The sequence below is a fragment of the Streptomyces sp. NPDC050703 genome (assembly GCF_040654435.1).
Classification (GTDB): domain Bacteria; phylum Actinomycetota; class Actinomycetes; order Streptomycetales; family Streptomycetaceae; genus Streptomyces.
The window spans coordinates 78194-100985 of sequence record NZ_JBFAHX010000005.1; the positions used below are offsets into that span (position 1 = coordinate 78194).

The 22792-nt window shown below is 69.4% G+C and carries 20 protein-coding genes, 1 tRNA gene and 2 pseudogenes; 10 read left to right on the top strand and 13 right to left on the bottom strand.

All coding sequences use genetic code 11. From position 1 onward, the window contains the following. Positions 1-145: 145 nt before the first annotated feature. Both AB0I16_RS06620 and AB0I16_RS06625 read right to left on the bottom strand, forming a co-directional pair. Entirely contained in the window at positions 146-1078 is a 933-nt protein-coding gene (locus AB0I16_RS06620; protein WP_363248202.1) for a DUF2637 domain-containing protein, read from the bottom strand. A 100-nt stretch (positions 1079-1178) separates the two neighbouring features. Continuing rightward, entirely contained in the window at positions 1179-2456 is a 1278-nt protein-coding gene (locus AB0I16_RS06625; RefSeq protein WP_363248203.1) for a DUF3631 domain-containing protein, read from the bottom strand. A gap of 289 nt (positions 2457-2745) precedes the next feature. Between AB0I16_RS06625 and AB0I16_RS06630 the strand changes: the two genes are divergently transcribed. From AB0I16_RS06630 to AB0I16_RS06640, 3 genes and pseudogenes are all read left to right on the top strand, one after another. Then, on the top strand, positions 2746-3258 hold the full coding sequence (locus tag AB0I16_RS06630) for a helix-turn-helix transcriptional regulator (RefSeq protein WP_363248204.1): 513 nt from the start codon (positions 2746-2748) through the stop codon (positions 3256-3258). A gap of 183 nt (positions 3259-3441) precedes the next feature. Beyond that, positions 3442-3762 (top strand): helix-turn-helix domain-containing protein, encoded by a 321-nt coding sequence (locus tag AB0I16_RS06635; RefSeq protein ID WP_363248361.1) that lies wholly within the window; start codon positions 3442-3444, stop codon positions 3760-3762. Positions 3763-3794: 32 nt separating this feature from the next. Then, positions 3795-5300 (top strand): annotated as a pseudogene (locus AB0I16_RS06640) (LacI family DNA-binding transcriptional regulator). A 66-nt stretch (positions 5301-5366) separates the two neighbouring features. Here the strand turns inward: AB0I16_RS06640 and AB0I16_RS06645 are convergent. From AB0I16_RS06645 to AB0I16_RS06665, 5 genes are all read right to left on the bottom strand, one after another. Then, positions 5367-6503: a hypothetical protein gene (locus AB0I16_RS06645; RefSeq protein ID WP_363248205.1), complete on the bottom strand. Its 1137-nt coding sequence runs from the start codon at positions 6501-6503 to the stop codon at positions 5367-5369. 1 nt (position 6504) lies between these two features. Continuing rightward, positions 6505-7008, bottom strand: a complete 504-nt coding sequence (locus AB0I16_RS06650) for a DUF4365 domain-containing protein (protein WP_362987758.1) — start codon at positions 7006-7008, stop codon at positions 6505-6507. 283 nt (positions 7009-7291) lie between these two features. Continuing rightward, complete coding sequence (locus AB0I16_RS06655) at positions 7292-7513, bottom strand: hypothetical protein (protein ID WP_363248206.1); 222 nt, start codon at positions 7511-7513, stop codon at positions 7292-7294. A 9-nt stretch (positions 7514-7522) separates the two neighbouring features. Then, the gene (locus AB0I16_RS06660; RefSeq protein ID WP_363248207.1) at positions 7523-9622 is read right to left on the bottom strand and encodes a multicopper oxidase family protein; all 2100 of its coding nucleotides are present in this window, start codon (positions 9620-9622) and stop codon (positions 7523-7525) included. Between the two features lie 91 nt (positions 9623-9713). Continuing rightward, on the bottom strand, positions 9714-10424 hold the full coding sequence (locus AB0I16_RS06665) for an SgcJ/EcaC family oxidoreductase (RefSeq protein ID WP_363248209.1): 711 nt from the start codon (positions 10422-10424) through the stop codon (positions 9714-9716). 142 nt (positions 10425-10566) lie between these two features. On the opposite strand from AB0I16_RS06665, the gene AB0I16_RS06670 reads away from it, so the two are divergent. Continuing rightward, positions 10567-11757 (top strand): histidine kinase, encoded by a 1191-nt coding sequence (locus tag AB0I16_RS06670; protein WP_363248210.1) that lies wholly within the window; start codon positions 10567-10569, stop codon positions 11755-11757. Beyond that, complete coding sequence (locus AB0I16_RS06675; protein WP_363248211.1) at positions 11754-12437, top strand: response regulator transcription factor; 684 nt, start codon at positions 11754-11756, stop codon at positions 12435-12437. Before AB0I16_RS06670 ends, AB0I16_RS06675 begins: the two co-directional genes overlap by 4 nt. 89 nt (positions 12438-12526) lie before the next feature. Here the strand turns inward: AB0I16_RS06675 and AB0I16_RS06680 are convergent. From AB0I16_RS06680 to AB0I16_RS06690, 3 genes and pseudogenes are all read right to left on the bottom strand, one after another. Continuing rightward, positions 12527-12785, bottom strand: a pseudogene (locus AB0I16_RS06680) (GNAT family N-acetyltransferase); the annotation flags it as partial. Positions 12786-13047: 262 nt separating this feature from the next. Continuing rightward, positions 13048-13121: transfer RNA gene (locus tag AB0I16_RS06685), tRNA-Pro, on the bottom strand. A 227-nt stretch (positions 13122-13348) separates the two neighbouring features. Then, positions 13349-14275, bottom strand: coding sequence for a metallophosphoesterase (locus AB0I16_RS06690; protein ID WP_363248212.1), 927 nt, complete (start codon positions 14273-14275; stop codon positions 13349-13351). 276 nt (positions 14276-14551) lie between these two features. Between AB0I16_RS06690 and AB0I16_RS06695 the strand changes: the two genes are divergently transcribed. Further along, positions 14552-15016: a GatB/YqeY domain-containing protein gene (locus AB0I16_RS06695; protein WP_062774750.1), complete on the top strand. Its 465-nt coding sequence runs from the start codon at positions 14552-14554 to the stop codon at positions 15014-15016. 333 nt (positions 15017-15349) lie between these two features. Here AB0I16_RS06695 and AB0I16_RS06700 read toward each other — a convergent pair whose 3' ends face one another. Beyond that, positions 15350-17677, bottom strand: a complete 2328-nt coding sequence (locus AB0I16_RS06700) for a transglycosylase domain-containing protein (protein ID WP_363248213.1) — start codon at positions 17675-17677, stop codon at positions 15350-15352. 384 nt (positions 17678-18061) lie between these two features. Between AB0I16_RS06700 and AB0I16_RS06705 the strand changes: the two genes are divergently transcribed. Then, entirely contained in the window at positions 18062-18406 is a 345-nt protein-coding gene (locus AB0I16_RS06705; RefSeq protein WP_030782081.1) for a WhiB family transcriptional regulator, read from the top strand. Positions 18407-18519: 113 nt separating this feature from the next. On the opposite strand, the gene AB0I16_RS06710 is transcribed toward AB0I16_RS06705, so the two are convergent. Continuing rightward, complete coding sequence (locus AB0I16_RS06710) at positions 18520-19959, bottom strand: ArsA family ATPase (RefSeq protein ID WP_363248214.1); 1440 nt, start codon at positions 19957-19959, stop codon at positions 18520-18522. Further along, on the bottom strand, positions 19956-20936 hold the full coding sequence (locus tag AB0I16_RS06715) for an ArsA-related P-loop ATPase (protein WP_363248215.1): 981 nt from the start codon (positions 20934-20936) through the stop codon (positions 19956-19958). The genes AB0I16_RS06710 and AB0I16_RS06715 overlap by 4 nt, the downstream gene beginning before the upstream one ends. Positions 20937-21018: 82 nt before the next feature. Here AB0I16_RS06715 and AB0I16_RS06720 point away from each other — a divergent pair, with 82 nt between their 5' ends. The 3 genes from AB0I16_RS06720 (at position 21019) to AB0I16_RS06730 (ending at position 22732) form a co-directional block, all read left to right on the top strand. Continuing rightward, the gene (locus AB0I16_RS06720; protein ID WP_003975360.1) at positions 21019-21180 is read left to right on the top strand and encodes a DUF4177 domain-containing protein; all 162 of its coding nucleotides are present in this window, start codon (positions 21019-21021) and stop codon (positions 21178-21180) included. Continuing rightward, entirely contained in the window at positions 21177-21647 is a 471-nt protein-coding gene (locus tag AB0I16_RS06725; protein ID WP_062774759.1) for a RidA family protein, read from the top strand. Before AB0I16_RS06720 ends, AB0I16_RS06725 begins: the two co-directional genes overlap by 4 nt. Positions 21648-21787: 140 nt before the next feature. Continuing rightward, positions 21788-22732, top strand: coding sequence for an NUDIX hydrolase (locus AB0I16_RS06730; protein WP_363248216.1), 945 nt, complete (start codon positions 21788-21790; stop codon positions 22730-22732). Positions 22733-22792 lie beyond the last annotated feature (60 nt).

Here is a 22792-nt window from a genome sequence, read left to right on the forward strand (position 1 = left end):
GTGCGGGCATCGTGACCTACTCGGTGGTGGTGTGGTCTGGGGAGTGCGGTGATGCCGGGTCGACTCGTCGCGGAAGGGAGACTCGTCCCCGCGCTGACGTGCGCGGGGACGAGAGATGCGGGATGCGGTTGGCAGCGGCCTGTGGTCAGGAGGCGATCGCTGCTGGCGCGGTCTCGCTCGGTTCGGCTGCGGCGGCTTTGTCGAGTTCGGCCTGGAGCGCGTCCTTGACGCGTTCCGCCTCGTCCTTGCCGATCGAGCGGCCGGTGCCGCGGACCGTGTCCTCGATGTGGCGGCGCGAGGCTTTGCCTCCGCGCCCACGAGGCGCACGGCGGGCGAGGGCGAGCAGATCGGGGTCGATGGCGTCCGTATCCGCTTTGTCGTCCGCACGGGAAGTGGCGGTGGAATCTGCCACATCGGTAGCCTCTTCCGCCACGTCTGCCGAGCCGCCCGCCACCTTGAGGCGTGTAGGCAGGTGGACGTCGGAGGGGGCGCCGTTGGCGACCGGCTCGGCGCCCTCCTGCTCAGCGGACAGCGCGAGGTCACGCTGGATGATCTGGTAGAAGTGCACCGCGCCGGCCAGAGCGAGCGGCGGGAGCGCAGAGAGCACGGCTACGGTCCAGTCGCTGAGCTGTAGACCGCCGTCCAGGGCTTGCTGGTTGAGGCGTACGGCGTGCAGCGCGTTGGCCCAGATGCTCAGCGTGGTGGCCAGGATGACGAGGATCCACACGTACAGGCGGGCGGCCGTGGAGGCGGTGCGCACCAGGAGCAGGGTGCCGATGCCGATGGCGATGAACCCGTCGATGACGAGGGGGAAGCCGATGGCGAAGAGCGGGCGGATGTGGGCGGAGACGGCCATCTGCCGCAGGGCGTCATAGGACAGGACGAAGCCGATGGTGCCGAGCAGGGCGATGCCGAAGCGGATGGCGCCGGTCTTGGGCGCAGAGGATCCGGATGCGTGCGGGGGCAGGGAGAACCTCCGATGGGTGGGGGCACCTGCGAGCAGGCAAGGCAGCGGGGCAGGGCGCTTTGGCTGCGAGGTGCTGGGACTCGTACCACTCGTCGCGTGCCTGGTCAGCACAGGTACGAGTGGCGTGGTGATGTCGAGACGACTCGTTGCGGGATGCTCACTCGTCCCCGCGCTGACCTGCGCGGGGACGAGTGATGCGGGTGGAGTCGAGTCAGGCTGCGGTGCCGGGCAGGAGCCCGTCGCCTGACGAGGCGGGCGTGTCCGCCGCCTTGGGCTCGGGGCAGTAGCGGGCCCAGGTGTCGAGGAATTGGTTGCGCGCGAACCCCTTGGCCTGGGCACCGTCGGGGAAGCGGCGGTTGGCCGAGCTGATGCCGTACGGCTTGAGCAGCAGCTGCAGGCCGCGCGGGGTCAGGCCGTTGGCGCCGTACTCCGCCCACGGTGCTTCCTTGTCCGCATTGAGCGCCTCCAGCAGGTGCTTCGTGCTCAGCACGGCCGGGTCACCGACGGCGGCGAAGGCCCGGCGGATGCCGACCAGGAGGCGGGTGCGCAGACCGCCCTCCTCGTCCTGACCAGCCTCATAGTCGGTCATGGCGCGGCATGCGGTACGGGCCAGCGCGGGCCAGTTGCCTCCGGCGAGGTCGGCGATGATGACCAGCGGTTCCCAGGTGTCTGCCGCACGGTCCTCGACCGGCATGGGCGGCTCCATCTCCATGGCCAGCTCGTACAGCGGCTGCAGCCAGGCGTGGAGGCGGTCGCGGATCGCGTTCAGGGCGGGCGTATCCCGGCCCGTGCGGAAGGACGCAACCTTCTCGCCCGCCGCACGGCGTCGCATCCGGATGACCACCGCGCGGTCCATGATCGTGTCGGGCAGGTCGCCGATCCCTGCCAGCGCGGCCATGGCGAAGGTCGGGAACTCCTGCACCTGGTGCTCCGGCCCCGACACCCGCAGGGTGGGTCGGCCGCGCTGGTGCCCGGCATTGATCAGGCCGCGGACCTCCTCGTTTTTCTCCGCGGCCTTGGTGGTGCTGAACATGGCGTCGGCCTCGTCGACCAGGAGGGTCGGCGGGTCGTCCCCGTCGATCGACCGGAAGATCGCCGCCGCGCTGGCGTTGACCGTGATCAGGCGCTTGTGCACGGTCTCGGTCACCACGTCCAACAGCCGCGACTTACCGCACCGCTTTTCCGGAGCGACGATCGCCAGCCGTGGGGCGTGCTGCCACGCGCGCTGTAGGTGCGTCGCCGCGACCCACAGCGCCACCGCCGTCACGGCCTCCTCGCTCGGCATCGCCACGTACCGCTTGATCTGCGTACGCAGGTCGTCCAGGATCTTCGCTCCCTCAGGTAGCGGCACAGTCTTGGAGGCGTCGTCAAGGTCCTCGTCCGCGGGAGGCGCGGTGGAGTCGGCCGGTCGGCCGGGCACAGCAACTGGGGGCCATGACGTGGCGGCGGCGTCGGGAAGGGATGGCGTACTCGGCTGGGGATCGGTCATACTGGGCATCAGCTCCTCTGCTTGCGGGCCATATGGGACGGCAATCCCGGTCTCCGCAGGTTGATCGCTAGGGATGGCGGTTGAGAGGTTTGCGCTTGAGCCCCCGGCATCGCCGGGGGCTTCTTTCATGTGACGTGCGGTCGTGCGGGGCTCCTCGGGTTGGTCGGGACCACCACTATGCCACACGAATTGCAGATCGCAGAAGTGTTCTGCATCTCGCAGTACGCATGTTACTGTTAGGGGGTCCTTGCAAATGGCAGGGGAGTGCTACGTACGGAAGGAGGTGGCCATGGCGGATGAAGACCCGCCGCAGGGCGTGTTGCTCAGCGGTGAGGGCAACGTCGCGGTGCGCATCAAGCTGGAACGCGAGGCGCGCGGCTGGAGCACCAACGCTTTGTCCGACCGCATGAACGAGGCCGGCTTCGAGATGAACCCGTCCGCGGTCTGGCGGATCGAAAACGGCAAGCGCCGCATCAACCTCGACGAGACCATCGGCTTCGCCGAGGTCTTCGGCCTCGACCTGCGCAATCTCGTCGGCCCCCCACAGCTGGCCGCCGAGGCCCGCGCCATGGAGCTCATCGACGAGATCGTTGACGCGTTCCGTGCCACCCAGCGCGCCAACATGGCCTTCACCGAGGCGCGCGACGCCCTCGACGCCTACCTCGCCGACCACCCTGACGTGCGCGAGGAAGCCGACGTCATGGTCTCCAACGCCATCGCGGAGGAGGCCAGCAAGACCATGCTGAAGATGCACGGCCCTCCGGCTGGTGGCGGCGACACCGATCCCGCCGACGAGGCGTAGCCCCCGGCTCCCACTCCCGTGCTGGACCCGCAAACCCCCAGCACGGGCACCTCATCCCCATCCCTTTAGCGATCGACCGGCGGGCGGCGTTGCCGCGCCCGTGCCCGCCAGAAGAGGACCCACCCTTTGCACCAAGCCGCGATATCCCCTGCCTCCGCACCGACTCCGCACGCCGAGGCCGCGCTGCCGCGCCTCTATGTACCCGAGGAAGTCGCTGCCGTACTCGGCTGCTCCGCCTGGTGGGTCAAGGACCGTGCCCGCCGGCGACTCATCCCATTCACCCGCGTCGGCCGCGCCTACCGATTCTCGGACGAGCACCTTGCCGAGATCATCCGCATGTACGAAGAGCGTCCGGCTCAGACTTTGCAGCGCCCTGGCGCCGCCTCTGCGCCGGCCCGGAAACCGCGCAATCGGCAGCAGCCCGAGATGGCTGCCCCCACGGTCCGTCTCAAGGCCCGTCCGCCACGCCGGACGACCAAGTCCCAGTACGGAACCGCTGCTTAACGCACCCCACACGTCAGAAGGGAGGGAAATCTGTGGGGTACGCAGAAAAGCGCGGCGGCTACTGGCGTGGCCGCTACAAGATCGAGGACGGCAAGTACGGCACCGTCGCCGATTCCATGGGCGTCGTGGTCAAGTTCGCCACCAAGCGCGAGGCCAAGCAGGCCGCAGACGCGGAAGAGGTGACCGTTCGGCGCGGCCAGTGGCGCGACCCGGGTCTCGGGCAGGAGACGTTCGGCGAGTACGCGAGCCGCTGATACGCCGCCCAGGACCTGGCCGCCTCGACCATGCAGAACTACAAGCGTCACATTGAGGAGCACCTGCTCCCGGACTTCGAGGACAAGGCGCTCGCGGGCATCCTGCGCACGGACGTCGATGCCTGGGAGAAGAAGGAGCGGGCCGCGTACGCGGCTTCCAGCGTCAAGACCTGGCGCTCGACGCTCCACCTGATCTTCGAGGACGCGATCGACGAGGGCCTGCTCACGTCCAACCCGGCGGCCCGTCGGCGTGGGCGAGGCAAGCGCGCCGGACGTTCCCGTGACCGCGGCCCGGAGAAGGTCGTCACCGACGCGCTCGGCATCCTGCTGACTGCCGAGCGGGCAGCCCTGCTCTCCGGTCGCGATGACGAGTTCGTCGCGACGGTCCTCAAGGGGTACACCGGCAAGCGCTGGGGCGAAATCGTCGGCCTGGAAACGGAGTTCGTCCGGCCCAACGCCTTCCGCGTCGAGTGGCAGCTGTACGAACTCGACACCGGCGAGCTGGTGCGCTGCCCGCCCAAGGACGACAGCTACCGCGACATCGACTCGACGGACTGGCTGTCGGCCCTGGTCTTCAACCACATCGCCCGTACGAAGCCGACGCCCTGCCCCTGCCACGGCAGGACGTACGTCTTCCGCGGCCAAGGCGCGGCGCGCACCGGCGGCCATCAGGGCGCGAAGCTCGTAGACGTCGCCCGTCGTGCCGGAGTCTCCACGGGCACGGTCTCCAACGTCCTGAACCACGCCGACCGGGTACGCGAGGACACCCGCGTACGCGTCGAACTCGCCATCGCAGAGCTCGGGTTCGTGCGAGGTGGCATGACGTCGGAGCACGCCGCTCACTGGCGCCGAAACGGCTTCGCCACCTGGCTGTTCACCCCGGCGGTCTCCGGCTGGTACCCGAGGAAGGCACCTCAAGAGGCCCGGCCGGTGCCGATCCTCGGCGAGCCGTGGCCCGGCATCCCGGCCCGAGGGCGAGGCGCCGCTACTCGGGCGGACGCCTGCTGGCTCCCCATAGCTAAGGGCCTCACACCCCACGGCCTCCGGCACACCCACCGGACGATGATGGAGGACCTCGGTACGGAGAAGGTCCTCATGGACGAACGCATGGGCCACATCGACGGCTCAGTCTCAGCCCGGTACGCGCACGTCACTCCAGGCATGCGCAGGCGCCTTACGGCCGGCCTTACCGATCGGTGGGAGGCGGCGCTCGATGCGCGTCGGGTCATGTGCTCGTCCTCACCAGTACGAGTTCTCGATCGCCTGCTGAGGTCGAGGGGATAGAGCGGCTGGCAAGTCGCGAGAGGCGGGGCTGTCGTTGGAACAGTCCCGCCTCGTCGTTTTGAGCTGCTAGTCGTCTGCTCCCAGCGATGGGTCAGGTCCGAAGCCGGTGACTTTCATGCGGGCAAGCCCGCCGGGCGGACTGGTCAGCATGCCGCTCACTCGGACGGGGTTTCCGGCATCGTGGCAGTGCACGGCTGTGTGATAGTCGCTGTCAGCGAGGTCCATCCATACCGTGCGGCTGCGGCGCTGAATGAGCGTTTGGACCCCGACGCGCCCGGTGTCGTCATCGGGGTGGCGACTGAGGTCTGTGACCACGCCGTAGATCAAGTGCTCCCGCGTGTAGACCTTGGTCTTGAGTTGTTCGGACACCAGGTCGACGATCTCGATCGCATCGCGGTTGAACTCAACGCGCGCTGGCGTACCTGGCGGTGGTGCAGCTACGCGGGACCAGTTGAATGCCACGTCGAGTGCACTGACGGACTCGGTGTTCACGACTTTGGCGAGGGCCTGACACAGTTCGTAGGAGACCCCCTCGCCGATGGAGTCATTAATCTCGCTGGGCGTGGGTTCGTGGTCGGCGCCTGCCATGTCTTCAAGTACGCCTAGTGCGCGAGACATCGTGGCAGTCACCCGGCGGTCGAAGAGAGTCTCCTCGACCTGGACGTCGATGTGATCCTGACGGGGTGAGTAAACGTCCTCGGGGGAGCGCGCCTGGCTGATGATGGGCACGATGTAGGAGCCGCGACGAGTCTGGCCCAGGCGAACCTCTCGTGCCTGATCACGCGCCCGAGTCGGGAAGTTCCGGAAGTGCCCTTGACGCCGGATCGTTGCCGCGGCCGAGGCCACCCGAAGTCGTTTGGCGGAGACAAAGAGTTCGTACCCGGACTCAAGCGGGATCGATCCGTCGCTCATTGACGGGTGGGAGGCCCGGAGGTCGGTGACGTCGTTGTAGACCGTGGCGACGGCGTCGTGGACAGTCTGGATATCTTCGAACTCGATCCTCGCCAGGTCTTGGATCAGGATCCGAGCCCTCTTGGCGAAGTCTGGTGCGCCCGGCTTCATCGGAACCAGGACGACTTCGTCCGCCGGCCCTGGAAGCCTCCATAGCTCGGCCACGTCTCCGCCCGATACGGGTGCCCATCCGGTGACCTTGAGATAGCTGCGAATCTCTTCAGGGCCGAAGTCAGGGGTGATGTCCGCCATGTCAGCTCAACCCCAGACCAGCGCTGTGGGTCATGCGACGCGCAGCATCGAACATGGTCCCCATGGCCTTCACGGTGAGCTCCTGGTGCTCAGGAAGGTGGATCGCGGTAGTAGAGCTGCCAGCGGCCTCTCCCATCCCATGAAGGGAGGACCAGTAGCCGTGGCAAGCAAGGACTATCGAATCCGGCTGGTGGATGACCCAGCGGCCGATGTCGGGCGGAACGATGAGCAGCGCAAGGTGACCAGGCGCAGAGCGCTCAGGGTCACGTAACTTGTCGTAGGTCTCGATGTCAAGGTCGAAGCTGTAGCCGCTCCTGATAGTGCGTGGGCTTTGTGTGCACTTGAGCTGGATATCGACCATGAGGCCGCGGGAACGGAGTGTGACGTCGACCCCATCCTTGTCCACGTTCCAGTCGCAGATCGTGTACCCGCCTTGCGTTGCTAAGGCATGCACGTAAGCGCGACTGACTTGCTCCTTCTGCCAGCTCGTTGCCTCAGCAGCCATGACCACCCCCCGGTAGCGTGATCGCGAGGATAAGTGGGATCTGCAAGTGAGGGAATACCGCGTACGCAGGCCAACTTTCCGGAGCCCCTGTTGCGGGCACCTCAGATACCGATTGGCGAACGCACAGGTTCAGCGGCGTGACGGCTGACGTGCGCTGGGTGCGAGATGCAGGACCGTCTGGGAGACCCTGACCAAGATCTTCTCCCAGATTTCTCCCAAACGATCTCCAGAGACGCAGCAAGGGCCTGATCCTCAAAGAGGATCAGGCCCTTGACCTGCTGTTTCAGCTGTCGGGGTGGCGGGATTTGAACCCACGACCTCTTCGTCCCGAATGACGCCAGACCAAGATCCGTACCGGGAGGTCGAGGTCGTGCAGGACCTCGAGCGAGACCACGGGGCTCGTGCCCCTGGTGGCCGCCTCGGCGGTCGCGACGGTACCGCAGGCCGCGGTGGTGAGACACAGGGCTCCGGCCAGCAGGGCGGCCGCCGCTTGTTTCCGGCGCATCAGAACTCCTCACTCGGGCTTGTTGCCGACGAGGCCGCCGATCTCGTACGGCGTGGTGACGTTGTCGTACGCGAGGTGCATGACCATGCCGAGCTTGCTGTGCCAGAAGTTGTGGCAGTGGTCCATCCAGATGCCGGGGTTGTCGGCCTTGAAGGCGACCTGGACCTCCTCGCCCGGCCGGACGAGCACGGTGTCCTGCCACATCGGGCTACCGGAGGCGCGCTTGCCGTTCTTGCTCAGCACCAGCATGTGGTGGCCGTGCAGGTGCATCGGATGGTCCTCGCTCCCGCGGTTGATGAAGGTGGCGCGGGCCAGGTCGCCTTCCTTGATCATCAGCATCGGGGTGTCAGGGAAGACGCGGCCGTTGATGGTCTGCTTCAGCCCGAAGCTGCCGTCGTAGAAGCCCAGCCACTCGTCGAAGACCAGCCGGTAGTCGCGGTCGAAGTCGCTGTCCGGGCCGAGTTCCGTCCGCTTCGGGCTGCCGTAGCCATACGGATCGAATTCAGGGCCGCTCAGATCCGCCTTCAGCTTCCCCTTGCCGTCCGGCGAGTAGACGATGCCCGCGTCCGGTGCGCTGCCGTCGGTCACTCGCACCGGCCCGTCGGGCATGGTGAATTCGACGTCCATCCGGTTGCCGCCGCCGAGCACCAGCTTCTTTCCCTTGAGCGCGGTCGGCTTGTGCACGTCCGTGCCGTCCAAGGCGGTGACCTTGTACGGGACACCGTCGACGGCGAACTCGCGGGTGGCACCGCTGGTGTTGGTGAGCCGCATTCGCACCTTCTCGCCCTGCTCGGCGCGGCGCTGCTCCAGCTCGTCGGAAGCGCCAATCGCAGGCACCGTGCCCTTGTCGGTCTCCCAGTCGTGGGCGAGGACGCTGACGTCCTTGTCCACCGGCCGGCGCTGCTTCTTCGGCTCGATGATCAGGGCGCCGAACAGACCGCGGTCGACCTGCTCGGAGGCGGCCTGGTGGGAGTGGTACCAGCGGGTGCCGGACTCCTCCACGCGGAAGCGGTAGGTGAAGGACTGGCCGGGCAGCACGGCGTCCTGGGTGGCGCCGGCCACGCCGTCCTCGCGGTTGGGGACGTCGACGCCGTGCCAGTGGATGGTGACGGGGGTCTTGCCGGGCAGCCCGTTGCGCAGCTTGATCTCGACCAGGTCGCCTTCGGTGACCCGCAGCTGGGGCCCGGGGATCTGGCCGTTGTACGTCCACGCGTCGACCGTCTTGCCGGAGGCCAGCTTCACCTTCTTGGCCTGAGCGGTGAGGGAGAAGCGCCGGTCGGGTGTGCCACGCGTGGGGCCGCGCAGCTGGTCGACGGAGACCTCGTCGGCGCCGCCGGTGCCGGTGGCCATGTGGTGACCGCCGGCCATGCTGTGGTGCTGCCCGGCGGCACCGCCGCCCCAGTCGGCTTCCCCCTTCATCATCGAGAAGGTGTGCGGCAGCCGACTACCGGCCATCCCGTAATTGACCAGCCCCACCACGGCGGCGAGCACGACCACGGCCGTACCCAGCCGGACCGCAAGCGCCCGTTGCCAGGGGATCTCACGGCCGGTGGACATGCGCTGCAGCCGGGCGATGGCCCGCCATACCAGCAGCCCGGCGGCCGCGGCGGTGAGCAGCCCGTACGTGCAGAGGCTGATCCAGAACGACCGGTCCGGTGGCAGGAAGAGCTGCGCGAAGCAGCCGAAGCCGCCGAAGGCGGCGAGCCGGGGCGGCACGACGTGGCGCGGGGACCTGGCGCGCGACTGCTCTTCCAGCGGCACCGGCGCATCCCGGTCGGGCAGCCGTACCCGGGCGGCGGATGCCAGCCACGGCACCGTCCAGACGGCGGTGGCGAGCACGCCCGGGAGCAGCATGACGAAGGTGGTGAACAGCCGCCGGTCGCCGACGAACACCCACCCCTGGCGGGCAAGGAGCCCGTACATGAGGAGCCTGGCCGCGGTGAGCAGCAGGGCGACGGACACCAGCACCAGCGCGATACGGGACATCCGCCGTTTCCGGCCGGCTGTACGGCGGCCCGGCTGCAGGCCCGTCGTGACCGCGGCGAGCAGCCATGCGGGGAGCAGGAAGATGCCCAGTGCGAGGTCGAGTCCGGATATGGCCACGTACATGGCCGTCACCTCCGGCCCTGCGACTGCGGGGCCGAGGTCGTCCGCGGCTCTGACGGGCTTCCCTCGGCAGCGCCGGTGATCAATGAGCGAGTCACTTTTCCGCCTTCGGAGCGGTATCGGGGGCCCAGAGGAAGGAGAAGCGCTCCATGACGTTGCTGCGCTCGGTGTTGTGGAACGCGGCGATTTGCCAGGTGTCGTCGGTGTCACGTACCAGGGTGAAGGTCGTCACCTTCGTGAGTTCGTCCGCGCCGGGCTTGTCGCCGGTGTAGTCGGCGCCGCGGCTGGTGAGGACGGCGACGTCCTTGGTCAGGAAGCGCATGTCGAGATACCTGGAAGCGAGTTTGCTGTCCTTGAGGAAGCCCTTGAAGAGCGCGCGGTGGCTCGCGGTGATGTCGGCGCGGCCCTCGTAATGGCTGCCGATGTAGGTGGTGTACGTGCCGTCCTCGGTGAACTGGCGTCCGTACGCCTCCGCGTCACCGCGCTCCCAGGCGTCGGCGAGAGTATCGAGGGTGGCGCAGACCGCCCTGCCGTCGTGGCGATCTGCGCCGTCCGGGATCACCTCGCCGCAGGTTTCGGCACCGACGCGCTGCACGTCGGAGGTGGCGTCGAGATAGAAGTAGCCGCCGGTCGCGCCGAGGGCGAGGACGAGCGCAGTGACGCCGAGCACCCGCTTGACGGTGTGGCGCCGGTTCCGCGGTCGGGGCTCGGTGGCCGTGTCGTCGGTGGACGTGTTGCTCTCGGCGGGGTCGTCCGGATTCGGGATGCTGGTCATGGGCCTGCTGTATTCGCTGATCTCTGGCATGCCTCCAGCGTGGCGATCAACGCACCGGCCGAGCATCCGCCGATCCTCGCTACCTTCCTCGGCGGAAAGCTGCAGGCTGGGCGGCGCCGTGTACAACTTTCGATCGACGCCCGCACTCCCGCACCCCGGCTAGCCTGCAGCCATGACATGGCACCGCCGCCTCACGGCCCACCGGGACCGTCTGCGTCCACTCGCGGGCGCCCTCGTCGCGCCGGCCCTCGCCGTGACCACGGCCGCCAGCGACGGGATATCCGCTAGGTTCGACTACCTGTCCGCGGACCCGCCGCTCTTCGTGGCGGTCCCAGTCGGGCTGCTCGTCGGCCTCGCGGCATGGTTCCGCCAGCGCCGCCCTGTGCTGCTTCTGCTGGCCGCGCTGGGCGCTTATGTGGTGCTGTCGGCCTGGATCGCCGTGGTGTTCGCGCAGTACGTCCTGGCCGACCGCGCCGCCTCCTGGCGCCGGGTCGCCGCCGCCACCACGGTCGCCGTCGCCCTGGTCGCCCCGCCGATCTGGCGGGGCGGCGGCTATGACGCAGCGATCATGAGCGTGGGCATCTGCGTCTTCCCGGCCCTGCTCGGCCTGTACACCGGTGCCCGGCGCCGCCTCATGGCCGAGCTCCGCGAGCGCGCCGAGCGGGCCGAACGTGAACAGCAGCAGCGGGTACTGCAGGCCCGCAGCGACGAACGTGCCCAGATCGCCCGGGACATGCACGATGTCGTCACCCACCGCGTATCCCTGATGGTGCTGCACGCGACCGCCCTGGAGGCGACCAAGGGCGCGTCCGCCGTCAGCATCGGCAAGCAGATCGGCGCCATCGGCCGCGAAGCGCTGACCGAGCTCCGCTCGCTGGTGGAGGTCCTGCACACCCAAGCCGAGGCCCCGCTCGCCCCCCAGCCCGGCCTGGCCGAGCTGGAGACCCTGATCGCCGACTCCCGCAGCCTCGGGATGCCGGTCACCCTGGAGCTGACCGGCGACTACGACACCACCCGCCCACCCGAGCTGCCGGCCCTGATCGAGCACGCCGTCTACCGGGTGGTGCAGGAAGCCCTGACCAACGTCCACAAGCACGCCGCCGACGCCGAAACCCGCGTCCGAGTCCACCGCACGCGCCGGCTGCTGTATCTCACGGTGGTCAACCAGCAGGGTGCCGGCGGCAACCCCTCCGGTCTTCCCAGCGGCGGCCACGGCCTGCTCGGCATCGCCGAACGGATCCGGCTCGTCGGCGGCGAACTCACCGCGGGGCCGACCCCGGACGGCGGCTTCGAGATCGCCGCCGAGATCCCGCTGGACGACGTACCCCACAAGCAGCCCACCCCCATGGAAGCCACCCGATGAGCGAGACGACGACCCGGGTCCTGATCGTGGATGACGAATGGATGGTGCGCTCCATGCTCAGCACCATCATGGCCTCCGCCCCCGACATCGAAGTGGTCGGCGAGGCCGCCGATGGCAACACGGCCGTATCCATGGCCGCCACCCTGGAGCCGGACGTCGTCCTGATGGACATCCGGATGCCCCGCTCCGACGGCCTGACCGCCACCGAGCGCCTCACCCGCTCACCCCGCCCGCCGCGCGTCGTCGTGCTGACCACCTTCGACCTGGACGAATACGTCCAGACAGCACTACGTCACGGAGCGGTCGGCTTCCTGCTGAAAGACGCCACCGCGGACGAGATGATCGCTGCGGTACGCAGCGCGGCCCGCGGCGACGCTATGCTCTCCCCGAAGATCACCCGCCGCCTCATCCGCCGCTTCACGGAGGACGACGATGGCCCCTCCGCGGAGCGGCAGCGCCGCCGCTCCGCGGCCCGCAGCAGCCTTCAGGCCCTGACGGAAAAAGAACGCGAGGTCCTGATCGCCCTGAGCGGCGGCCTCTCCAACACCGACATCGCCGCGGCCCTGCACATGAGCGAAGCCACCGCAAAGACCCACATCAGCCGGATCCTGTCGAAACTCTCCCTCACCAACCGCGTTCAGGCAGCGATCCTGGCACACCATGCAGGGCTGGTGGACTGACCAGGCGCTTCGATGCGTATTTGCCCACGGACTTGACGGATGGTGCCGCCAGATACCGCGGCACCCCGCCCCTGTCGGGAATCCGGGGCCTACAGCGCGAGTTTGAACCCTTCGTGACTGCTACGAAGCCCAGCCCGGCATAAGAGCGGTGCGCGTCCTGACGCTGCTTGTTGCTCGTCAGCAGTCGCAGCCCGGCACGCGTGACCGGGTAACCGCATGCTCCATAAAGATCCGGCCGAGCCCGCTGCCGCGACGGTCCGCACGGATCCGCACCGCCTCGATCAGGGCCCGCTCGGCACCGCCCTTGCCGAGTCCGGGGATGTACGTCGCCTGCAGACATGCCACCACCACATCACTTCACCCCCCCCATGATCATGGCTGAAGACAGGCCCAAGCCTGGGCGAGGTCGTTAAGGGCTGAGATGTGACGCCGGTTTGCGTCGGCGATCTAGCGAGCAATCCAGATCGGCACCTTCAGGCGATCACAGAGGAAGTCAGCTGGGAGAACCCGACCAAGATCTTCTCCCAGATTTCTCCCAAACGATCTCCAGAAATCACTCAGGGGCCCGACCCGCTAAGCGGATCAGGCCCCTGACCTGGTGTTTCAGCTGTCGGGGTGGCGGGATTTGAACCCACGACCTCTTCGTCCCGAACGAAGCGCGCTGCCAAGCTGCGCTACACCCCGATGTCGTTGCTCCACTGTCCGCACTGCTGCGGCCGTGGCGACATCGATAACTCTAGCGGACCCGGGGCCGGAGACGAAATCCGGTTATCGGGGGACGGGGCGCGGGGGGCTCAGGCCCGGCGGGGCGGGGGGCACGGGTCCGGGCCCGCGAGAACCGCGGGACCGCAGGGCCGCAGAACCGCAGGACCGCGGAACCCGCCCCCCCCCAAGGCCCCCGGCCCGATCCCTCAGACCCGAGGCGCCAGCGTCAGCAAGGTCGCCTCCGGGGGGCAGGCGAAGCGCATCGGGGTGTAGCGGTTGGCCCCGCAGCCTGCTGAGACGTGGAGGTAGGACGTCTGGCCCTCGGCCTCGTGCGTGGAGAGGCCCTTGACGCGGTCCGTGTCCAGGTCGCAGTTGGTGACCAGCGCCCCGTAGAAGGGGATGCAGACCTGGCCGCCGTGGGTGTGGCCGGCCAGGATCAGCGGATAGCCGTCCGCGGTGAAGGCGTCCAGGGAGCGCAGGTACGGGGCGTGCACGATGCCCATCGAGAAGTCGGCGCCGGAGTCCGGACCGCCCGCCACGCGCGCGTAGCGGTCGCGTTTGATGTGCGGGTCGTCCACACCCGTGAGCGCGATCTCGTAGCCGTCGATCTTCAGGGAGCCCCGCGTGTTCGTGAGGTTCACCCAGCCCGCGGCGTCGAAGCCGTCGCGCAGGCCCTCCCACGGGTTGTGGATGACGCCGACCGCGGGCGGGTTCCCGTTCAGGCCGTGCTTGCCCTGGACCTTTTCGAGGAGGTAGCGGGCGGGGTTGCGGGGCTTCGGGCCGTAGTAGTCGTTCGAGCCGAAGACGTACGCCCCGGGGAACTCCATCAGCGGGCCCAGCGCGTCCAGCGTCTCCGGTACGCCCTCGGGGTCGGAGAGGTTGTCGCCCGTGTTGATCACGAAGTCGGGGCGCAGTCCCGCGAGCGACTGGAGCCAGCGCTGCTTCTTGCGCTGCCCGGACACCATGTGGATGTCGGAGACCTGGAGGACCCGGAGGGGTCGCATTCCGGACGGCAGTACGGGCACCGTGACCCGCCTCAGCCGGAAGGAACGGGCTTCGAAGCCCACCGAGTAGGCGAGACCGGCCGCAGCCGTCGCCGTGATGCCCAGGGGTACTGCGTATCGCGCGCGCATCCCCCCATCGTGTCAGACACCGCAGGTCCGTGATCCCGAGGGCGGCCGACCCCAACAGCCGCCCCGACGACGTCCCGTCAACCGTCCCCACAGCCGTCCCCACAGCCGTCCATCAGCCGTCCATCAGTCGCCTCATCAGCCACCCCGGCAGCCGTCCCGCCCGTGCGCGCATCCGCCCCCATGGGCGCCCCGGCTGCCGCCCCAACAGCCGCCCCACCGGGCGCCCTCGGGGAAATCGGGGCGCAGGGAACCTTCCGCACCTGCCACAATCAACCCATGACCACGCTCAAGTCGAAGCTGCAGGAAGACCTCACCGCCGCGATCCGGGGGCGTGACGAGCTGCGCTCCTCGACGCTCCGGCTGACCCTCTCCGCCATCACCAAGGAGGAGGTCTCGGGCAAGACCGCGCGCGAGCTCTCCGACGACGAGGTGCAGAAGGTGATCGCCCGCGAGGCCAAGAAGCGCCGCGAGGCCGCCGAGGCGTTTGGGCAGGGCGGTCGCGCCGAGCAGGCGGAGCGCGAGAAGGCGGAGGGCGAGATCCTCGCCGAGTACCTCCCGAAGCAGCTCTCCGACGACGAGCTGCACGCGATCGTCGCCCAGGCCGTGGAAGAGGCCAAGGCCGCCGGCGCGGAGGGGCCGCGCGCCATGGGCCAGGTCATGAAGATCGTGAACCCGAAGGTCGCGGGCCTCGCCGAGGGCGGCCGGGTAGCCGCCACCGTCAAGAAGCTCCTCGCGGGCTGACGAGCATCAAGCCCCACGCGGGCTGATGAGCAGGAAGCCCCGCGTGAGCCCATGAGCGCGAAGCCCTGCGTGAGCCGATGAGCGCGAAGCCCCACGCGAGCTGACGAGCGGGAGCTCCGCGCGAGCGCGGGCTACAGCTCCCTACGCACGGGGGCGGGACCGCCTCCGTACGGAGGCGCTACGGAGGCGCTACGGAGGCGACGGCCCGGCCCGCTCCTCGCGGCGGACCCGTCACGCCGGAGGGCGCCCCCCGACCAGGCCGGAACAGCCAGGTCGAAGGGCGCCCTCCGGCGCGTGATGCGAGCGCGCGCTCACGGGGAAGCGGAAGCGGGACTACGGCCGCCAGCCGCCGATCCCACCGCCACCGCCGCCGTTGCCGCCACCATTGCCACCGCCGTTGCCGTTTCCGTTCCCGCCGCCGTCACCCAGGCCGCCGATGGCGTCCGGCGGGATCTCGACGTCCGGCCAGCCGTCCCCGAGGCCGCCGTTGTCGCCGCCGTCACCGTCGCCACCGCCCGTGCCCGGCTTGTCGTCGTCCTGGTCCTGGTCCCGGCCCTGGCCGCCGTCACCGTCGCGGTCCCTGTCGCGGTCCCTGTCCTTGTCGCCGCCGGGGATGTGCACGGTGTTGAAGCCGGGCGCCGGCTTGCCCTGGAGGGCGCCGCTCATCGCGTCGCGCCAGATCGGGCCCGGCACCTCGCCGCCGAAGACCTTGCCGTACGGGCGCCCGCCGATGGTGATGTCGACCATCCGACGCTTGTGCTGCGGGTCGCCGACCCAGACGGCGCCGGCCATGTTCGGGGTGTAGCCCACGAACCAGGCGGCGTAGCGGTAGTCCGTCGTACCCGTCTTGCCCGCGCTCGCCCGGGAGCCGAGGCCGGCCTGCTTGCCCGTGCCGTCCTCGACCACGCCCTTGAGCAGCGTGTTCATGGTGTCCGCGGTCTTCTGCGACATGGCGCGCGAGCACGTGGACTTCGGCACCGGCAGCGACTTGCCGCTGAGCGTGTTGATCGACTCGATGGCGATCGGCGTGCAGTACGTGCCGCGCGAGGCGAAGGACGCGTACGCGCTCGCCATCGTCAGCGGCGACACCTCCTGTGTGCCGAGGGCGATCGAGGGAGCCTGCGCGATGTCCTTGCCGTCGGCGCGGTCGACGCCCATCTTGTCGGCCATCCGCGTCACCGGGCAGATGCCGATGTCGCCGATGAGCTGCACGTAGTAGGTGTTGACCGACTTGGCGGTCGCCTCCCGCATGCCGTACGGGCCGACCTCGGTCTCGTTCTCGTTGGTGAGCTTCTCGTTGTTGCTGTTCACCCACTGCTTGCCGTCACAGGTCGAGACCCGTGCCGGGTACGGCATCTCGTACGGGGACGAGTAGCGCTGTCCCGCCGACTTGCCGCCCTCCAGGGCGGCCGCCGCGACGATCGGCTTGAACGTCGAACCGGGCTGGTAGCCCGCGCCGCCGCCCATGTCGCTGTCCACCGAGAGGTTGATGGTGGTCTCGTCCTTCTGGAAGCCGTAAGGACGTGACTGGCCCATGCCGAGGATCTTGCCCGTGCCCGGCTCGACGATGGTCGTGGCGGTCGCCACGTCGTCGCTCTTGTTCACGTGGTTCTTGATCGAGGCCTGGACCGAGTCCTGCGTCTGCGGGTCGAGCGTCGTGCGGATCTTCAGGCCGCCCCGGTTCCAGACCTTGGCGCGCTCTTCCTTGGTCTTGCCGAAGACCGGGTCGTTGAGGAAGACCTCGCGTACGTAGTCGCAGAAGAAGCCCGCGCCGCTGACCGCGGTGATGCAGCCGTTCTTGGGGCGGCTCACCTTCAGGCCCAGCTCGGTCTTCTTGGCCTCGTCCGCCTCCTGCTGCGAGATGTCGTGCGTCTCCGCCATGCGCTGGAGGACGACGTTCCGCCGCTGGGTGGCCTCCGTGGCGTCGTTGACCGGGTCGTACCGGCTCGGCGACTGCACGATGCCGGCGAGGAGCGCGGCCTCCTGGAGCTTCAGGTCCTTGGCGGGCTTGGAGAAGTACCGCTGGGAGGCGGCCTCGATGCCGTAGGCCTGCTGCCCGAAGTAGGTGATGTTCAGGTAGTTCTTGAGGATGCGCTTCTTGCCCAGCTCCTCCTCGACCTGAATCGCGTACTTCAGCTCGCGGATCTTGCGCCCGAGCGTCTGCTGGGTGGCCTGGGCGACCTTCGTCGGGTCGTCGCCGGCCTCCTCCACGAAGACGTTCTTCACGTACTGCTGCGTGAGGGTCGACGCGCCCTGCGCGACACCGCCGCTCTGCGCGTTCTGGTTGAGCGCGCGCAGGATGCCCTTGAGGTCGACGGCGCCGTGCTCGTAGAAGCGGGCGTCCTCGATCGCGACGATCGCCTTCTGCATGTACGGGGAGATGTCCTTGAGGGGCACCACCGTGCGGTCACGTGAGTAGACCGTCGCGATGTTGCCGCCCTCGCTGTCCAGGATGGAGGTCCGCTGGCTCAGCGGCGGCTGCTTCAGGTTGGCGGGGATCTCGTCGAACCCCTCGACCGAGCCCTTGGCCGCCAGGCCCAGCGCTCCGGCCGCGGGCAGGGCGATCCCGGCCAGTACCGCACCCGCGAGCACGCTGACCCCTAGGAACTTCGCTGCCTGCTGAGTGGGAGACAGACCACCGCCCGAGCGCTTCTTTGCCATGGGGGCAGCCTACGTTCTGATTCGCCGGACACGCCTTAATGCCTTGGCCTAAGCTACTCCCAACTGTCACAGGACTGCGGTGTGGCAACAAGCCCTCCGTCGCTCCCGATTCTGACGGATTCATGTCCGAATTCGCCGTGAGTGGCGTCCGGTGTCCGTTGTGACTCAGCTGAACTACCCCGATTTGCCGGGTTTCTCACATATGTCGTCAGCTCACTCCGTCGGGTGATCTGCCGCTTACGCATAGTCCGTTCGGGCCATTCAAGATTGGGCCCGAAGGGGGTGTTGCGCCGTGCCCACCTTCCGTAACGTCCTCAACTGGCGGCGGTGCATATGCCGCTGCCGCCGTGGGGGAGCCTCGATTCGGGAGAGGACGGCGCCGGTATGGGCTGGGTAACCGACTGGAGTGCGCAGGCGGCCTGCCGCACTACCGATCCGGATGAACTGTTCGTTCAAGGAGCAGCGCAGAACAGGGCCAAGGCGGTGTGCACCGGATGCCCGGTGCGGACCGAGTGCCTGGCCGACGCGCTGGACAACCGCGTCGAGTTCGGCGTGTGGGGTGGCATGACGGAGCGTGAACGCCGTGCGTTGCTGCGCAGGCGTCCCACCGTCACCTCATGGCGCAGGCTCCTGGAGACAGCGCGCTCCGAGTACGAGCGTGGTGCGGGCCTGCTGCCCGTGGACTTGGAGGACGAGGAGACGTACGAGAGCTACGCGGCCGTCGGGTAGCCGGCCGCACCCGCACGGTCGGCCGGCGGATCGCGGAGCCGGAGCGGACCGACCCTGTCGGCGGGTCGGCGGGTCGGCGGGGCGGTGGTTGTCGGAAGGCGTCGGCGGGCCGGTCAGCCTGCCAGCCGGTCCCCGATGGCCCGGAGCCCCGCAAGATCATGGACGTCGCCCGGCAGCGCGGCGACCTCGGCCACCGCCACCTCGGGGTGGAGCGCGGTGAAGCGATCGCGCGTGCGCTGTTCACGGTCGAGCAGCCGCATGCGCTCCGCGTGCAGGCGCAGCAGACCCGCGGTCAGCTGCGCGGTCAGCCGGTCCTCGGACGGGTTACCGGCGGACGTGCCGACGAGCGCGTCGGCGGACGTGTCGGCGGACGTCTCGGAGGGTGTGTCGGCGTCGGTGTGGGCTTCGTGCGCTTCCGGTGCGGCAGATGCGTCAGGTGCTGCGGGTGTGTCAGGTGCGTCAGGTGCGGCCTGTCCGGGCCGGGGAGCCTCGGTGGGGGTGCCGGAGGTCTCGGGGGTCTCGGAGTGCTCGGGGGAGCTACGCACTGCTTCCTTCCCGTCCTCCTGATCCACAATGCGATTATCTTCAAGATTTTCCGCGGCGGCGAGCGCCCGCTCGGCCGAGAGCTGCGCGGCACCACTGCCGTGGACCCGGTTCAGCACGAGGCCGGCCAGCGGCATGTCGTCCGCGGCGAGCCGCTCCACGAAGTACGCGGCCTCGCGCAGCGCGTCCCGCTCCGGCGACGCCACCACGAGGAACGCGGTGCCGGGCGCCTGGAGCAGCCGGTACGTGGCGTCCGCGCGCGTACGGAAGCCGCCGAACATGGTGTCCATGGCGGCCACGAACGTCTGCACGTCCCGCAGCAGCGGCCCGCCCAGGAGCTTGCCGAGTGCCCCGGTCATCATCGACATGCCGACGTTCAGGAACTTCATCCCCGCCCGGCCGCCCACCTTGGCGGGCGCCATGAGCAGCCGGATCAACTTCCCGTCGAGGAAGGAGCCGAGCCGCTTGGGCGCGTCGAGGAAGTCGAGCGCCGAGCGCGAGGGCGGCGTGTCCACGACGATGAGGTCCCACTCGTCGCGCGACCGGAGCTGCCCCAGCTTCTCCATCGCCATGTACTCCTGCGTGCCCGCGAAGCCGGCCGAGAGCGACTGGTAGAAGGGGTTGCCCAGGATGGCCGCGGCCCGCTCCTCATCGGCGTGCGCCTCGACGATCTCGTCGAAGGTGCGCTTCATGTCGAGCATCATGGCGTGCAGCTCGCCGTCGCCGTCCACGTCCTTGACCCGCCGCGGGACGTTGTCCAGCGAGTCGATGCCCATCGACTGGGCGAGCCTGCGCGCCGGGTCGATGGTGAGCACGACGACCTTGCGGCCCCGCTCCGCGGCCCGCAGGCCGATGGCCGCCGCCGTGGTCGTCTTGCCGACGCCGCCGGAGCCGCAGCACACCACGATGCGCGTCTCCGGGTCGTCGATCAGCGCGTCGACGTCCAACGCGCGCGTGGCGTCGTCCAGCGCGCGTGCGTCGTCCAGGGGCCGTGCCGGTTCCGGGGTCATGAGATCCCTTGCTTCCGCAGTGCCGTGGCGAGCTCGTAGAGGCCCGCGAGGTCCATCCCGCCCGACAGCAGCGGGAGTTCGTGCAGAGGCCGGCCGAACTCCGTGAGGACGGCGCGCTGGTCCTCCTCCAGGGAGTACCGCTCGGCGTACTCCGATGCCTGCTCCAGGAGCGGGTCGACGAGCCGCTCGGCACCGCCGCCGCGCCGGGTGCCGCCGAGCCCCGCGGCCGAGAGGGACTCGGCGATGGCCTGCCGGGGCGGCCGGTCCAGGCCGAGCCTCAGCGCGGCCTCGTCGAGCAGGGCGGGGCGCACCATGTTCACCATGATCCGGCCCACGGGGAGCCGGGCGGCCCCCAGCTCCGCGATGCCGTCCGCGGTCTCCTGGACGGGCATCTCCTCCAGGAGGGTCACCAGGTGCACGGCCGTCTCGGGGGACTTCAGGACCCGCATCACGGCCTGCGCCTGGTTGTGTATGGGCCCGATCTTGGCGAGCCCGGCGACCTCGTCGTTCACGTTCAGGAAGCGGGTGATGCGGCCGGTCGGCGGCGCGTCCATCACCACGCAGTCGTACGCGAAGCGCCCGTTCTTGTCCTTCCTGCGCACCGCCTCGCAGGCCTTGCCGGTCAGGAGGACGTCCCGCAGTCCCGGCGCGATGGTCGTCGCGAAGTCGATGGCCCCGAGTTTCTTCAGGGCCCGGCCCGCGCCCCCCAGTTTGTAGAACATCTGGAGGTAGTCGAGCAGCGCCAGCTCGGGGTCGATGGCGAGGGCGTACACCTCCCCGCCCCCGGGAGCGACGGCGATCTTGCGCTCCTCATACGGCAGCGCCTCCGTCTCGAAGAGCTGTGCGATGCCCTGCCTGCCCTCGACCTCCACGAGGAGGGTGCGTCTGCCCTCCGTCGCGAGGGCGAGCGCGAGGGCCGCGGCCACCGTGGTCTTGCCGGTACCGCCCTTGCCACTGACGACCTGGAGCCTGCTCACACTTCCGAGCCTAACCAGTCGTCGGCCGGGCTACGCAGGAGCCCACCGTGAGCATCCCCTCACACCGACTACAGTCGGCCACATGACCAAGTGGGAATACGCAACCGTGCCGCTGCTCGTCCATGCCACGAAGCAGATTCTGGACACCTGGGGCGAGGACGGCTGGGAGCTGGTCCAGGTCGTGCCCGGGCCGAACAACCCCGAGCAGCTCGTGGCCTACCTGAAGCGCGAGAAGCAGGCATGAGCGGCGCCGTGGAGGCCCGGCTCGCCGAGCTGGGCCTGACGCTGCCGGAGGTCGTGCCGCCGCTCGCCTCGTACCAGCCCGCCGTCCGGTCCGGCGTGTACGTCTACACCGCGGGGCAGCTCCCGATGGTGGAGGGCAAGCTCGCCGTGACCGGAAAGGTCGGCGGCGAGGTCACGCCTGAGGAGGCCAAGGACCTGGCCCGCACCTGCGCGCTGAACGCGCTGGCCGCGGTCAAGTCCGTCGCCGGTGACCTGGACCGCGTCGCACGGGTCGTGAAGGTCGTCGGCTTCGTGGCCTCGGCCCCCGACTTCACCGGCCAGCCCGGCGTGATCAACGGCGCCAGCGAGCTGCTCGGCGAGGTCCTCGGCGAGAAGGGCGTGCACGCCCGCAGCGCCGTGGGCGTCGCCGTGCTCCCGCTGGACGCTCCGGTCGAGGTCGAGATCCAGGTGGAGCTGACGGAGGCGTGACACCCGGCCTCGCGGGGCCTCCGTAGGGCCGGCGTGCTCAAGGCGATGCCTCCGTAGGGCCGGTGCGCTCAAGGCGCGGCCTCCGTAGGGTCCGATTGTTGCCTCTCGAACATCAGCCCACCAGGGGATAGCCTCCGCCCATGGCAAATGGGCAGTGGTACCCCCCGGAGTGGCCCGATCGCATCCGCGCCCTCGCGAGCGGCGAGCTGACTCCGGCGACCCCGCGCCGCGCCGCGACCGTCATGCTGCTCAGGGACGGCGCGGAGACCGGCGCACCACAAGTGCACATGCTGCGCAGACGCGCCTCCATGGCCTTCGCCGGAGGCGCGTACGCGTACCCGGGCGGCGGCGTCGACCCGCGCGACGACGACCACCTGGTGCGCTGGGCGGGCCCCACGCGCGCGTCCTGGGCGGCCCGGCTGGGCGTCGACGACGAAGCCGGGGCCCAGGCGATCGTCTGCGCGGCGGTCCGCGAGACGTACGAGGAAGCGGGCGTACTGCTCGCCGGGCCCACCCCGGAGACGGTCGTGGGCGACACCACCGGCGAGGACTGGGAGGCGGACCGCGAGGCCCTGGTCGCCCGTGACCTGTCCTTCGCGCAGTTCCTCGACCGCAGGGGCCTGTACCTGCGCAGTGACCTCCTGGCCGCCTGGGCCCGCTGGATCACCCCGGAGTTCGAGCCCAGGCGCTACGACACGTTCTTCTTCGTGGCGGCGCTCCCCGAGGGGCAGCGCACCCGCAACGCCTCCACGGAGGCGGACCGTACGGTCTGGATTCGTCCTGCGGACGCGGCCGCCCGCTACGACGAGGGCGAGCTGCTCATGATGCCGCCGACGATCGCGACGCTGCGGGCGCTGGCCGCCCACACCTCGCCGGCCGGGGCGCTCGCCGCCGCGGCGGAGCAGGACATGGCGCCCGTACTCGCCGAGGCACGCCTTGAGGGCGACGCCCTGGTCCTCACCTGGCCGGGCCACGACGAGTTCACCAAGCGGGTCGCGTCGGGCGCCGAGGACGCCGAGGACGCCGAGGACGCCGAGAACTCCGAGAACGCCAAGAACGCCGAGGACCGCGAGGGCGCCGCGTGACGCCGCCCGAGCCCGCGCGGACCGGGGTTCCGGCCGCCGTACGCGACGCGCACACCTCCA